Below are 14,561 nucleotides of genomic sequence, written 5' to 3' on the forward strand. Positions count from 1 at the left end.
AAAAGAGGCACTGAGACACCTTGTCAGTACCCTTTATCACCCAAAACGGTCCTCCTCCCTTCATGAAGGACCTTCTCCCGGCTGCTTCTGCAAAAACCGTTCGCCATCACCTCTGTTTCCTGCTTCCCCCTTTCCTCCCTAGACAAAAAGCCTCCCAACACCTGGGAGGCTTTTAACAAACTAACTATTATTTTTGGCGCCATGGGCTGCGGACGACGTTGGTCTGGTTGCGGTCCGGGCCTACGGAGAAGATGGATAATGGAATTCCCGTCAGCTGGGATACTCTTTCGATATAATGCCTTGCATTCGCTGGCAGCTCATCGAGGGATTTGCAGCCGGTAATGTCTTCCGTCCAGCCTGGCAGCTCCTCGTAAACAGGCTCGCACTGTGCTAGGGCTTTGAGGCTTGCAGGGAACTCTTCGACTACTTCACCGTTCAGACGATAAGCAACACAAATCTTAAGTGTTTCGATACCGGTCAAGACATCGATGGAATTCAGCGACAGATCTGTCAGGCCGCTGACCCTGCGGGCATGGCGGACAACCACACTGTCAAACCAGCCGACGCGTCGGGGCCTTCCGGTTGTTGTACCATATTCGCGGCCGACTTCACGGATTTGATGGCCGATTTCATTATCCAGTTCCGTTGGGAACGGACCATCGCCGACTCTTGTTGTATAGGCTTTGCAGACACCGACCACATGGTTGATTTTGCTTGGTCCGACTCCTGAACCAATGGTTACCCCGCCGGCAACCGGATTGGATGACGTTACGAACGGGTATGTTCCCTGGTCAATGTCGAGCATAACCCCCTGCGCACCTTCAAACAAGACACGGCGGCCCTCATCAAGGGCATCATTGAGGACAACAGACGTATCGCACACATACTGGGCGATCTGCTGGCCATATTCGTAATATTCGTCAAGGATGTCTTCAAGCTTGAAGCCTTCTATTTCGTACATCCGTTCAAATAAACGGTTCTTTTCTTCGAGATTGCGGGCCAGTTTCTCTTCAAACACTTCGCGGTCAAGAAGGTCGGCAATCCTGATGCCCACGCGCGCTGCCTTATCCATATAGGCAGGGCCGATCCCTTTTTTCGTTGTGCCAATTTTATTGGCGCCTTTGCGTGCTTCTTCAACTTCATCCTGTTTTAGATGGTACGGAAGGATAACATGAGCACGGTTTGAGATTCTCAAATTGCCTGTGTCGACTCCCTTGTCATGCAGGTAGGCAAGCTCCTGCACAAGCGCTTTCGGGTCGACAACCATTCCGTTGCCGATAACGCATGCCTTATCACTATAGAAAATTCCGGATGGGATTAAATGCAGCTTATACGTTTCACCGTTAAACTTAATGGTATGGCCGGCATTGTTTCCTCCCTGGTAACGCGCAACGACTTCAGCATTCTCGGACAGGAAATCAGTAATCTTCCCCTTGCCCTCGTCTCCCCACTGTGTTCCCACAACAACAACTGATGACATATGAGATGCACCTCCAAAGGTCTATGTAAAAGTAATATTCTCCATCAACAAATTAATTTTACCAGTTCCTGTACATTCAAGTCAATTAAACACGAACGTTTATATGAATATTTCAAAATATGTTCGTGAAAACTAGTTTTCTATGATAAAAAAAAGACTAACCATATGAAGGTTAATCTTTAAGCCCCAGGCGGAATGGAAGATTCCCCATAGCGCGTTTCGAGGTTAACGAATTTGTTGTACTCTTTTACAAACGCAAGCTGGACCGTGCCAACCGGGCCGTTACGCTGTTTGGCAATGATGATTTCAATGATGTCCTTGTTCTCGGATTCTTTGTCATAATAGTCATCACGGTATAAGAATGCTACAATATCGGCGTCCTGCTCGATACTTCCGGATTCACGGATGTCAGACATCATCGGGCGCTTATCCTGGCGCTGTTCAACACCGCGGGAGAGCTGGGACAGGGCGATGACAGGAACCTCAAGTTCCCTCGCCAAAGCTTTAAGGGAACGGGAGATTTCCGAAACCTCCTGCTGGCGGTTTTCCCCTGAACGTCCGTTACCCTGGATGAGCTGCAAGTAATCAATCAGAATCATTCCAAGGCCTTGCTCCTGCTTCAGGCGCCGGCATTTGGAACGGATCTCGCTGATTCTGACCCCTGGAGTATCGTCTATGAAAATACCGGAATTCGATAGGCTGCCCATGGCCATCGTCAGCTTTCCCCAGTCTTCATCCGTAAGGGAGCCGGTCCTTAAGTTTTGGGCATTGATATTGCCCTCGGCACAAAGCATACGCATGACCAGCTGCTCAGCTCCCATCTCAAGACTGAAGATGGCGACATTCTCAGCGGTCTTGGTCGCCACATTCTGGGCGATGTTTAGCGCGAACGCTGTCTTACCAACCGAAGGACGTGCGGCCACAATGATCAGGTCATTCCGCTGGAAACCGGCTGTCATTCTGTCCAGCTCGGCAAAACCGGTGGCAATGCCCGTGATATCGCCAACACGGTTGTGAAGGAGCTCAATATTGTCGTATGTGCGTACAAGAACATCCTTAATATTGTGAAAGGCGCCCGCATTCTTCCGCTGGGCCACCTCAAGGATGCTTTTTTCCGCCTCACTCAGCAGGGCTTCCACTTCATCTTCCCTGGAATAGCCATCCTGGGCAATCCCTGTCGCCGTCCGGATCAGCCTTCTCAGCAAGGACTTTTCTTCGACAATCCTGGCATAATATTCAATATTGGCCGCCGTCGGAACAGAGGCCGCAAGCTCGCTCAAATAGCTGACCCCGCCGGTATCCTCCAAAAGCTTTGCTGCAGCCAGTTCCTCGGTGACGGTAATCAGGTCGACCGCTTTCCCTTTGTCATTCAGGTTTAGCATCACATCAAAGATTTTTTGGTGCGCCGCCCTGTAAAAGTCTTCGGGAATCAAAACTTCAGAAGCAACTGTCAATGACGATGGTTCAAGGAATATCGCTCCCAACACAGCCTGTTCCGCTTCCTGGTTCTGCGGCGGCAGCTGGTTGGCAAATAAATCATTCATATGCAAACCTCCMTAAGAGGATCATTAAAGAAAAAAAGTGATCAGCAAAAAGACTAATCACAGAAGAAAGACAGAAAAGCATCGTCGTCCGCTTTTCTGCCGGCACTTTTATTCTATCATGTTTTGCTGGATAAGGAACTGGAAATTAGTTTCCTTCTTTTACATGCACGTTCAAGGTAGCAGTCACATCGGTATGGAGCTTGACTGGAACCTTTGTATAGCCAAGGGCACGAATGGCATCGTCCAGTTCGATTTTGCGCTTGTCAATTTTAATTTTATGCTGTTTCTGCAGGGCTTCGGCAATCTGCTTGCTAGTGATGGAACCAAACAGGCGGCCGCCTTCTCCTGACTTGGCTGTAAGCTCCACTGTCAGCTTTTCGACCTTCTCTTTCAATTCCTGCGCCTGCTTCAGCTCTTCCTCAGCCTGCTTTTCTTCCTTCTTCTTCTGGGCGCTCAGGGAGCTCATTGCCGCTGAAGAAGCTTCTACGGCAAGGCCTTGCTTGATCAGGAAGTTATGCGCGTAGCCATCTGCCACATTTTTCACTTCGCCCTTTTTACCTTTTCCTTTAACATCCTTCAAGAATATGACTTTCATTCTTTGTTTCCCCCTTCCAAGTATTCGGCAATTGCATTCTGGAGGGCCTTTTCAGCCTCTTCCACTGTACTGTCAGGCAATTGGGTTGCTGCATTGCTTAAATGTCCGCCGCCATTCAGGCTTTCCATAACAATCTGGACATTCACCTCTCCAAGTGAACGGGCACTGATGCCGACAAGGCCGTCTGGCCTGTTGGCGATGACGAAGGAAGCGGACACCCCATCCATCGTCAGCAGCGTATCCGCCGCCTGGGCAATCAGCACATTATCGCTGATTTCATCTTCCGGCGAGGCAGCAATCACGATGCCTTCTTCATAAAAATACACATTTTCAATGATCCGCGCCCGCTTGATGTAGGTATGGATATCTTCCTTCAAAAACTTCTGGACAAGGACCGTATCGGCTCCATGGCTCCGCAAATAGGAAGCGGCATCGAAGGTCCGCGATCCTGTCCGAAGCGTAAAGCTCTTCGTATCAACGATAATCCCGGCCAGCAGGGCTGTCGCTTCAAGCATTTGAATCCTGCCGTTTTTCGGCTGGTATTCCAGAAGCTCGGTGACCAGCTCGGCAGTAGATGACGCATATGGTTCCATATAGACAAGCAGCGGGTTTTTAATGAATTCTTCTCCCCGGCGGTGATGGTCAATGACAATGATATTCTCAAGCCTGTGCAGCAGGCGTTCATCAATCACCAGTGACGGTTTATGGGTATCGACAACAACAAGAAGCGTATCATCAGTGGCGATTTCGTAAGCCTGCTCCGGAGTGATAAAACAGGAATACAGCTCCTCTTTCTGCCTGATCTCCTCCATCATTCTTCGGACACCAACATCGATTTCCTGCTTATTGACCACAATATAGCCTTCGCGATTGTTCATCTGGGCGACTTTTAAAATGCCGATGGCCGAACCAATCGCATCCATATCGGGATTCTTATGTCCCATAATCAATACTTTGTCGCTTTCTGCGACCAGGTCCCTCAGCGCATGGGAGATGACTCTCGCCCTTACCCGGGTCCGCTTTTCCACCGGATTCGTCTTGCCTCCGTAGAATTTCACTTTCCCGTTCGGCTGCTTTACAGCCACCTGATCGCCGCCGCGCCCCAATGCGAGGTCAAGGCTCGACTGGGCCTGCTCGCCCAGCTCGGGGAGCGAAGACACACCCGTTCCAACTCCCACGCTCAGCGTCAGCGGTACATTCTGCTTGGATGTCGTTTCCCTCACTTCATCCAGAATGGAAAACTTGCTCTTTTCCAAAAGCTGAAGAATATGTTCATTAAAGACGCCCATAAATCGTTCGGACGAAACCCTTTTAAGAAAAACACCATTATTGGTTGCCCATTTATTCAGGATCGAAGTAACCAGATTGTTCAGGCTGCTCCGCATATGGTCATCCATTCCCTGCGTCAGTTCGTCATAATTATCAAGGTAAATAAAGGCGATAACCGTTCTTTCGTCATGATAAAGCTTTTCAATCTCTGACTGCTCTGTTACATCAAAAAAGTAAAGCAGTCTTTCCTCAGCCTTATGAATGACCCGGAATTTCCGGTCATGCATGGAAATGATTTCTGTTTCGACTTCCTGCTTGATCAATGGGATCACGGCATCCGCCACGTCATACAGGGAGCGCCCCACAAGGGAATCTTCCTGAAAGCAGGATGCGATGAACGGATTGGTCCACTCGATATAGTAATCATCATTGATCAGCATAATTCCAATCGGCATCTCCATCAAGGCTTCTTCGCCGACTTTTTTTATACGATAGGAAAGGGTCGATATATATTCTTCGGTTTCCTGTTTGGCCTTTTCAATCATCCGGAAGATGAAAAAGATAAACAGCCCTGTAACGATATAGCCAGCGGCTCCTATCATCCAGTTATAATAGGACAGCACTCCAAGAAGCACCAGGACCGCAGCTATTAATCCGTATAATGGTAAACGAACTTGTCGCCTTTCCAAATGTGAAGGCATGGACTCAGCTCCTATAGCATTAGTTTCCGATTACTTCTTTTCCTCAAGACGTTTCCGCAAATCAAAACCTAAGTCAATTATACCTAATATCCTGACAATATAAAGGAGAATTGGTATCAGAAGAGCCAGGATGACCGTAACCACAAAGATGGCTTTAGAATACCCTTTAACATGGTAAAAATAAGCGATAAGCGAGAAACCCTGCAGCAAAATGAGGAATTGCAGGACAAAGAGCAGATTGGTCACCGCCCATACCCAATAGCCTCCCGTATCAGGAGAAATCAGCATGGAGGAAATCAGCGAAAACAAATAGTACCAGAGAACACTTTTTGGCAGTCTCAGCTCCCTGAATGGCCTCCAGCGGGAAACGTCGATGCCGAATCGCTTCAGGATCGGAATCGACACAAGCTGCACCAGGAATACAATCAGGAAGGACGCGAGCACAAACATGCTGGGCATCAAGGTTTCCATTAACTCAACAGTGCCTTCCAGCTGCTTCATTACGCCATCATCCACGGTCTGGCCCATTCGTTCCATCATTTCGGCAGACATTGAAATGGATTCCCTGAAAGCCGCAAGCATCTCATCAATAAAATTGATTTGGAAAAGGGCTACAGCTGCTGCATACTGAAGAACGGTATTTACCAGGAAAACAAGGGACCCTGCCACAAAGATGGCCAGTCTTCCTTTCCCTTTTGAGATCATATACCCCATTACTGCACCTGTGGAGCCATGGGCCAATGCAAGAGGAATCGCCAGCAAGGATCCAAAGATGAGTGAGATCAGCACAGCTGCAACTGTAAACACAGCAGCACTCTTGCCATCATTCTTCGCTGCAAACATCATGAATGGCAACGGCATGAACAGTGTGGCCACAAGGCCAAGCCCAGGAACATACAGCGATATCAGCAGCAGGACAGCTAAGATGGCCAGCAGTATGGCACCCTCTGTCAGTTTATATGTATTTCTATTCTTCAAGTCTCCACCTCTTTACAACAAAAAAATCTCCATAAAAACTATTTTAGCGAGTAGCGGTCCCAGATTCAACTAAGGGGGCCTATGACGACAAAAGGCAGCGGGAAAGCCCGCTGCCTTTTGTTAAGTATATACCAAAGTATATGCATCTGAAATTAGATAACTGTCCAGCTCCAGCGCCTAGCCCCTCGAGGTCATAAGCCACTCCGGAATTGAAGGCAAAAAACGCCTTCTATCCCGGAGCGTCTTATGCTTGTCGGGGCTAAGCACAAAGGAAAACTTCTTAGAATAAGCATCGCAGGAACAATCCGCTTTTAGATTGTTCCGAAGGCGCTTCCGCTTCTAATTACTCGCCTGACACGTATGGCAGTAATGCCATTTGACGTGCACGCTTGATTGCAACTGTCAGTTTACGCTGATACTTAGCGCTTGTGCCAGTTACACGGCGTGGCAGAATCTTGCCGCGCTCGGAGATAAACTTTTTCAGAAGATCTACATCTTTATAGTCGATGTGAGTGATTCCGTTTGCTGTGAAGAAACAAACTTTACGGCGCTTCGCACGTCCGCCTCTGCGTCCTCCCATTGCCATGGTCAATTCCCTCCTTGTTTGATCAGATTATATAGTAACGTCCGATTTGAGTTAGAATGGAAGATCATCATCCGAAATGTCGATTTGTCCGCCACCAGCGAATGGATCTTCATCCAGTCTCGTGTTTCTTTGGGGCTGTCGTTGATTCTGATTTCCAAATGGAGAATCTTGCTCATTCGAGCGGGAAGGATAATTCCCTCCGCGGTCAAAATTCTGGCCCTGGCTTTGACCTTGACTTTGGCTCTTAGGCTCAAGGAACTGGACGCTTTCTGCCATTACTTCCGTAACGTAGACGCGCTTTCCGTCCTGTCCTTCATAGCTGCGGGTCTGGATGCGTCCATCAACACCTGCAAGGCTTCCCTTTTTAAGAAAGTTTGCGACGTTTTCAGCCGGACGGCGCCAAACAACACAGTTAATGAAGTCAGCTTCCCTCTCTCCCTGCTGGTTCGTAAACGATCTGTTCACGGCCAGGGTGAAGGATGCTACCGCTACTCCATTCGGTGTATAGCGGAGTTCCGGGTCCTTGGTCAAACGGCCGACAAGAATTACACGATTCATCATCAGTATCAACCCCTTTCCTTCCAGCTGTGTTCCAGAAGGAAACGTCAGCCAAAAGTTCTTTTATATAAATTATTACTTTTCGTCTTTGATTACGATGTGGCGAATGATATCTTCGCTGATTTTAGCAAGACGGGAGAACTCGTCAACCGCAGCTGGTTCAGCATTCACCTGAAGGAGTTGGTAGTAGCCGTCACGGAAATCATTGATTTCGTATGCAAGGCGGCGCTTGCCCCAATCCTTAGCTTCGCTAACCTCCGCACCATTATCAGTCAAGATGCCGTTAAAACGCTCAATCAACGCTTTTTTCGCTTCATCTTCAATGTTTGGGCGGATGATGTACATAACTTCGTACTTTCTCATCACTGTCACCTCCTTTTGGACTAACGGCCCATAAATGGGCAAGGAGCAATTATTCATTACTCACAAGGTAAAATTATAGCATAGGAATAATCCAAACGCAACTCTTGTTTGGGCTTGTCCATGATTTGCTAAAATTGTTTTGGTATAATCAAATACTAACATACGTTCGTATTTTTGTCCATTCTATTTATTTCTAGGCTGTGTTAAATGAATCTGTTGATTTCCGTTCCAGGCGCTTCGCTTTCCGCGGACGGCCCGGGAAGCCTCCTCGGCGTTTACACGCCTGCGGGGTCTCCCCTGACCTGTACTCCCGCAGGACATTGAATGTGCTTCCTTGAACCTGCCCACGCACGAAGAAAATGCGTTAGCATTTTCGAGGAGTCTCGCACCTTCCACTCCAATCAACAGGGTTAAAATAAATGGTTATGATTAACACAGCCCAAACGGACAAAAACCCCCGCAAGCCTTACGCTGCGAGGGAACAAATAACTTACACATTAAAACGGAAATGGATGACGTCTCCGTCTTTTACTTCGTATTCTTTTCCTTCGAGGCGCACTTTGCCTGCTTCGCGGGCTGCGCCCATGGTGCCGGCTGCCAACAGGTCGTCATAGGACACGGTTTCGGCACGGATAAAGCCTCTTTCAAAGTCGGAATGGATGATGCCCGCACATTGAGGCGCCTTCATGCCGCGGCGGAAAGTCCAGGCGCGGACCTCCTGCACTCCTGCTGTGAAGTAGGTCGCAAGGCCAAGCAGGCTGTAGGCCGCCCGAATCAGCTGGTCAAGGCCGGATTCTTCGATGCCAAGCTCTTCCAGGAACATTTCCTTTTCTTCGCCCTCAAGCTCGGCAATTTCTTCCTCGATCTTTGCACAGATGACAATCACTTCCGCATTGTCGGCTGCAGCATATTCACGCACTTTTTGAACATATTCATTGCCGCTCGGATCCGCTACATCATCTTCACCAACATTCGCTACATATAGCATCGGCTTGGTGGTCAGCAGGTGAAGACCCTTGACAACCTTGGCTTCTTCCTCTGTCAGCTCTACAGTGCGTGCCGCTTTTTCATTTTCAAGCGCTTCTTTGATCTTAACAAGCACCGGATGCTCCACTAAAGCTTCCTTATCCTTCTGCTTGGCCAGTTTCTCAACGCGGCTTATCCGCTTGTCAACGGACTCAAGGTCGGCAAGGATCAATTCCAGATTGATGACTTCAATATCGTCAATCGGATCCACACTACCAGATACGTGGGTAATATTCTCATCAGCAAAGCAGCGGACCACCTGGCAGATGGCATCCACTTCACGGATATGGGCCAGGAACTTGTTCCCAAGGCCTTCGCCTTTGCTCGCGCCTTTGACAATGCCGGCAATATCAGTGAACTCAAACGCTGTCGGAACAGTTTTCTTTGGCTGCACCAATTCAGTTAGTTTGTTTAAACGATGATCAGGCACTTCAACAATGCCGACGTTCGGGTCGATGGTACAGAATGGGTAATTGGCTGATTCGGCTCCAGCCTGTGTAATTGCATTGAACAAGGTCGACTTCCCGACGTTTGGAAGCCCGACGATACCTGCTGTTAAGGCCATCCTTGTCACTCCTCTATAAAAATATCTATTCAAACCAGTCAGTTTAAACGAATTTGCCTCTCACAATTATAGAGAGTTCACCATAAAAAGACAAGCCGCCGGAGATGGCGGCTTTCACATGCATTATGCTTTTTCAAGATTGACGAGACAATCATAAACGGTGCTTCCCTGGCGGTTGTCAGACTCGGCATCGGATGTGAGCATATTGACCGGCCCGCCAAACTTGCGCCAGATCCCTTCATCAATGTTGATTGTCCCGGGGTGGGCAATTTTTAAAACAGCCGTTTTGCCGCGGATTTCCCCGCGCCCGTTCCATACCCGGACAAGGTCCCCGTCCTTTAGCTGTTTAGCCTCTGCAATATCGGGGCTCACCTCTACCTTGACCTCCGGCTCTTTCGCAAACAGATGAAAGTGCTGTGAATGATTGGAACGGAGCGGATGGATGGTCAGCAGCGTATATGGATATTTTTCAGCGAGGTTGGGGTCGGTCCACTTCGTTTCTTTGGGCAGGGACAAGGAAATTCGTCCTCCGAATCCTGCTTTTTCCGCAGAAGCGGAAGTGAACTCATATTTCCCGCTTGGCGTCCTGAATTTATAGTCGCTCCACGGAATATGGTCAACAGGCAATTCTGCATGCTTATCAGTTCTTAAGCGCTCGAGATTGATGCCTTGCTCCTCCAGCTTGGAAAGTCCCATCCCAAGGAACTCCTCCCGGGTATAGGCGAAGTCTTCGCCAAAACCAAGCCTGTCCGCCAGCTCCGTCCAAATCCAGGCATCCGTTTTTGCCTCGCCAGGCGGTTCCACAAGCTTTGGCCCGTGATTGACATAATGATGGTACATGGACGAATAATACACATCTTCTGTTTCAAAGACCGAGGCAACCGGTAAAACATAATCGGCAAGCTGTGCCGTATCTGTCATGACCTGCTCCATGACGACCAAAGTTTCCAGCGAGGAAAAGGCATCATGGACTTTTGTGCTGTCTGGCACCTGGGTTAGCGGATTTCCGCAAGTGACGATGGCCATCTTGATACCAGGGTCGGCAGCAGTCAGGATTCCCTCCGCCTGCTGCATCATGCTGAAGCTGCGGTGTGCTGTCTTTCTATGAGGCAAGGTGAGGCTGGCACTGTCGAAACTCTGTCCTACCTGCCGGTTCGCATAGTTCGCTCCTCCGCCGGGAATCCCAATATTCCCGCTCACGGCCACAAGGGCATCCATCAGCCTGATTGTATTCCCTCCATTGGCATAACGCTGCATTCCCAGGCCAAACAAAGTCGCAACGGGCCGCTGTGCGTAAACTTCCGCCAGCTCGGTAAAAGTGAGCTGCGGCACTTCCGTATAGGCGCTTAGTTCCTCAAGGGTTACGCTATCAATCAGCTCTTTTAAATCGGCATAACCGATGGTATGGTTTTCAATGAACTTCCTGTCCTCAAGGCCAAGTCTAAGCATTTCCTTGATAATTCCGGCTGCCAGCAGCCCGTCAAATCCTGGTTTCACCGTAATATGCCGGTTTGCCATTTTCGCTGTGGCATTGTAAAGCGGATCAATCACATACACCTTTGCGCCTGCTTTTTTCGCCTTTTGCAGGGCTTCAAACAGATGCATATTGGTCCTGGCGACATTTCTTCCCCAAACAACAATGCTCTTGCTGTTGGAAAGGTCTCCGGGAGCATGGCTGTAGGCATCGCCGAAATCCCAGCACTGCGCTTCGATTCCGCTTCCCCAGCAAATCGAACCCGTAAGCTCCGTAACTCCGCCATATGCATTGAAAAACCGGCTGTCCAGTTTGGTAAGAAGGCCGCCATTCGCATAATCATGGCTATGGAGCACAGAGGCTGTTCCATAGGCTTCCTTGTAATGCTGCAGCTTTCCGGCTATCTCATCCAAAGCCTGCTTCCAGCTGATTCTCGCAAACTCACCATCTATTTTTTTCAACGGGTACAGCAGGCGGCCACCAGAGTTGACACGCTGCTCCAGCATCCGGCCCCTTCCGCAGATCTTCCCCCTGGTAATCGGATGATCTTCATCGCCCTCGATTTTTGTCACTTTCCCATTTTCGACTGTCACCTTGAAGCCGCAGCTGTCCCAGCAATTAAGCGGACATGCGGAATGAAAAACGTTCGCCATTTACTCCATCCCCAAACCTTATAGAGATTTATCCAGAATGCAAGATTCCGTTATCTTTTTAAAAAAGAAGCAGGTTCACTCCCCCTGCTCCTGCCTTTCCAGTACCTTCTTCATTTTGCGGGTAAAATCTTTTCTTGGGATCATGACGCTATGCCCGCAGCCTTCACACTTAATGCGGATATCCATGCCCAGACGGATGATTTTCCAGCGGTTCGTTCCGCAAGGATGGGGTTTTTTCATCTCGACCACATCATTGAGCTGAAACTCTTTTTGTTCCACTGTTTTCCCTCCTTCAACTTCCCGGTTGTTTTCTCCTTGCTTCCTCTTCCTCCCTTGATGTCATAACAAGACGCGGATAAGGAACATTGATGCCATTTGCATCCAGGACCTGCCTTATCTCCTTGCGAAGAATCCTGCCGATATACCAATGCTTCATTGGCTGGGTTTCCGCCACAATCCGCAGCACCAGCTCGGAGGCTCCAAATTGCTGGACTCCAAGCAATTCCGGCTCCTTCACAATCTCTTCATATTTTTCGGTAAGCCCGGCCAAAAGATCCTGCAGCACACGCTCTGTCCTGTCGATATCACTTTCATAGGCAATTCCAATGTCAAGGATGGCCACACTATTATGCAAAGAGAAATTGGTGACTTCCGTAATACTCCCATTAGGCAAAATATGTACTTCGCCCGTAAAACTTTTGATTTTGGTTGTCCTTAAGCCGATTTCATCGACTGTTCCTTCAAACTGGCCAATCCGGACAAAATCACCAACTGAAAACTGGTCCTCAAAGATGATGAAAAATCCGGTGATTACATCTTTCACCAGGCTCTGTGCCCCAAAGCCCACCGCCAGGCCGACAATCCCGGCACCTGCCAACATGGCCTGCACATTGATCGTCAACACGGAAAGGATGGTCATAATCGAAATAAAAAAGACTGCATAAGTAAGGATATTTTCCAAAAGCTTGATCAGCGTCGCATCCCGGCGCTCTGAAACCAATCCCAATGGAGTCTTCGTTTTCAAATTGAAAAACTTGCGTATGGCGGATTTCCCCAAACGAATTACCAATCCCGAAATGATGAGAATGGCGATAATTTTAAGCAGTCCTTCGCCAATAGTGAACCACATCTCTTCATTGGTAAATCTATCAGCGGTCATTTGCCAGAACTTTTCTGTCTTGCTCATAACATCACCTGCCTAAAATAATGAAACATATCCATTTTATCAAGTATCCTTCCATCATGCCAATTCAAGAGTGCATTTCATAATATTGGAGGAAGTTACACACCTATCTTTTGTTTAAATGTTTCTTTTTACAGGTATGTATAGATTAAAAAAAATTTCCGTATACTGGTATTATGAATGTAAGGGAGTGGAGCCAATGAATCTTAATTTTTTTGACAGGAAGGGCAGCCCAATCAAAATCAATCACGAAGATACCCATGCTGCCGCCAAGCTTGCCGAGAGCATGCTTAGCCTTCTTCCTGCCTATACAAATCGCCCCATCGTCTTTGTTTGCATTGGAACCGACAGGTCTACAGGTGATTCATTGGGTCCACTGATCGGCAGCTTTCTGGAAGAAAAGAGCATTTCCCCTTTTTATGTCTATGGCACACTCGAAGACCCCATCCATGCCGTGAATCTTGAAGACAAGCTGAACGAAATCAAGCAAAAGCATGTCCATCCATTCATCATTGGCATTGATGCCTGCCTCGGCAGGCTGAAAAGTGTAGGCTCCATCCATATCAATTCCGGCCCATTAAAGCCAGGGGCAGGAGTCAACAAGAATCTGCCTGAAGTCGGGGACATCCACCTCACCGGGATCGTCAATGTCAGCGGCTTCATGGAGTTTTTTGTCCTCCAAAACACAAGACTGAACCTTGTCGTTAAAATGGCCAAAACGATTGCTGAAGGAATCCATGAGACAAGTCTTCTCCTGCCAAGAAAACAGACATGGACCGAGATCAAGTGGGATATAAACCGTGAACAGACAACTTGAATAATAATAAAAGGAAGGCCGTTGACAATCGGCCTTCCTCTATTTTTTAAAATAAAAGATTATACCCATATTGGGCTGCTACAGCCAGCAAAGTAACGACTATGCCCGGCAGGAGATTCGCCACTTTGATGTTTGTCAGGCCGACAAGGTTCAGGCCAATGGCAAAAATCATCACTCCGCCTGTGGCCGTCACTTCCACAATGAAACTGTCCATCAGTTCTGCCGGGATAATCCGGTCAATCTGCGTCGCAAAGGCAGCAATTGTTCCCTGGTAGAGCATGACAGGGACAGCCGAAAAGATGACACCTATGCCAAGCGTCGTCGTCAAAATCAAGGCGGTGAAACCATCGATGATCGCTTTTGTGTAAAGCACATCATGGTCGCCGCGGATGCCGCTGTCGAGTGCCCCGATGATCGCCATCGCTCCGATGACAAAAATCAGGGTGGCCGTCACAAACCCCTGGGAAATGCTGCCCTGTCCTTCACTGCCAATCTTCTTTTCAAGCCAATGGCCAAGGCTGTTCAATTGGTCATCAAGATGGAGATACTCTCCAATCACGGCTCCGATGACCAGGCTGATTATGACAATCAGAAAGTTTTCGCTCTTAAAGCCCATCTGCAGGCCGAGCACCATAACCGAAAGGCCGATTCCATACATCACTGTCGTCTTCATTCCCTCGGGAATCCGATGCAGCAGCTTGCCTAGAAATGTACCAATGATAATCAGCAGGCCGTTCACAATTGTTCCTAGTAAAAACATCATTTTCAC

Annotated in this window: 14 protein-coding genes; 1 reads left to right on the forward strand and 13 read right to left on the reverse strand. The window is 48.4% G+C overall.

The genetic code is table 11. From position 1 onward, the window contains the following. Positions 1-187: 187 nt before the first annotated feature. The 12 genes from ADU22_RS05040 to ADU22_RS05095 form a co-directional block, all read right to left on the reverse strand. Positions 188-1,480 (reverse strand): adenylosuccinate synthase, encoded by a 1,293-nt coding sequence (locus ADU22_RS05040; protein WP_053361203.1) that lies wholly within the window; start codon positions 1,478-1,480, stop codon positions 188-190. Between the two features lie 179 nt (positions 1,481-1,659). Beyond that, a complete protein-coding gene (dnaB, locus tag ADU22_RS05045; protein ID WP_046524963.1) occupies positions 1,660-3,024 on the reverse strand; it encodes a replicative DNA helicase in 1,365 nt (454 codons plus the stop codon). 145 nt (positions 3,025-3,169) lie between these two features. Then, a complete protein-coding gene (gene rplI, locus ADU22_RS05050; protein WP_053361204.1) occupies positions 3,170-3,619 on the reverse strand; it encodes a 50S ribosomal protein L9 in 450 nt (149 codons plus the stop codon). Then, positions 3,616-5,589 carry a DHH family phosphoesterase gene (locus ADU22_RS05055; RefSeq protein ID WP_053361205.1) on the reverse strand — a complete coding sequence of 658 codons (1,974 nt, stop codon included), beginning with the start codon at positions 5,587-5,589 and terminating at the stop codon, positions 3,616-3,618. Before ADU22_RS05055 ends, rplI begins: the two co-directional genes overlap by 4 nt. Positions 5,590-5,619: 30 nt before the next feature. Beyond that, positions 5,620-6,567, reverse strand: a complete 948-nt coding sequence (locus tag ADU22_RS05060; RefSeq protein WP_053361206.1) for a YybS family protein — start codon at positions 6,565-6,567, stop codon at positions 5,620-5,622. 343 nt (positions 6,568-6,910) lie between these two features. Next, positions 6,911-7,147 (reverse strand): 30S ribosomal protein S18, encoded by a 237-nt coding sequence (rpsR, locus tag ADU22_RS05065; RefSeq protein ID WP_046524992.1) that lies wholly within the window; start codon positions 7,145-7,147, stop codon positions 6,911-6,913. A gap of 57 nt (positions 7,148-7,204) precedes the next feature. Beyond that, on the reverse strand, positions 7,205-7,714 hold the full coding sequence (gene ssb, locus ADU22_RS05070) for a single-stranded DNA-binding protein (RefSeq protein WP_053361207.1): 510 nt from the start codon (positions 7,712-7,714) through the stop codon (positions 7,205-7,207). 72 nt (positions 7,715-7,786) lie between these two features. Beyond that, positions 7,787-8,074 carry a 30S ribosomal protein S6 gene (gene rpsF, locus ADU22_RS05075; RefSeq protein WP_046524968.1) on the reverse strand — a complete coding sequence of 96 codons (288 nt, stop codon included), beginning with the start codon at positions 8,072-8,074 and terminating at the stop codon, positions 7,787-7,789. Between the two features lie 490 nt (positions 8,075-8,564). After that, the gene (ychF, locus tag ADU22_RS05080; RefSeq protein ID WP_053361208.1) at positions 8,565-9,665 is read right to left on the reverse strand and encodes a redox-regulated ATPase YchF; all 1,101 of its coding nucleotides are present in this window, start codon (positions 9,663-9,665) and stop codon (positions 8,565-8,567) included. A gap of 123 nt (positions 9,666-9,788) precedes the next feature. After that, complete coding sequence (locus ADU22_RS05085) at positions 9,789-11,792, reverse strand: molybdopterin-dependent oxidoreductase (RefSeq protein WP_053361209.1); 2,004 nt, start codon at positions 11,790-11,792, stop codon at positions 9,789-9,791. A 75-nt stretch (positions 11,793-11,867) separates the two neighbouring features. After that, positions 11,868-12,071, reverse strand: coding sequence for a DUF951 domain-containing protein (locus tag ADU22_RS05090; RefSeq protein WP_053361210.1), 204 nt, complete (start codon positions 12,069-12,071; stop codon positions 11,868-11,870). A 13-nt stretch (positions 12,072-12,084) separates the two neighbouring features. Continuing rightward, the gene (locus ADU22_RS05095) at positions 12,085-12,978 is read right to left on the reverse strand and encodes a mechanosensitive ion channel family protein (RefSeq protein WP_053361211.1); all 894 of its coding nucleotides are present in this window, start codon (positions 12,976-12,978) and stop codon (positions 12,085-12,087) included. A gap of 196 nt (positions 12,979-13,174) precedes the next feature. Here ADU22_RS05095 and yyaC point away from each other — a divergent pair, with 196 nt between their 5' ends. Further along, positions 13,175-13,792: a spore protease YyaC gene (yyaC, locus tag ADU22_RS05100; RefSeq protein ID WP_053364471.1), complete on the forward strand. Its 618-nt coding sequence runs from the start codon at positions 13,175-13,177 to the stop codon at positions 13,790-13,792. A 46-nt stretch (positions 13,793-13,838) separates the two neighbouring features. On the opposite strand, the gene ADU22_RS05105 is transcribed toward yyaC, so the two are convergent. Further along, a complete protein-coding gene (locus tag ADU22_RS05105) occupies positions 13,839-14,552 on the reverse strand; it encodes a DUF554 domain-containing protein (RefSeq protein ID WP_053361212.1) in 714 nt (237 codons plus the stop codon). Positions 14,553-14,561: the final 9 nt, after the last annotated feature.

This window comes from Bacillus sp. FJAT-27251 (assembly GCF_001273925.1).
Lineage (GTDB): Bacteria > Bacillota > Bacilli > Bacillales > Cytobacillaceae > Mesobacillus_B.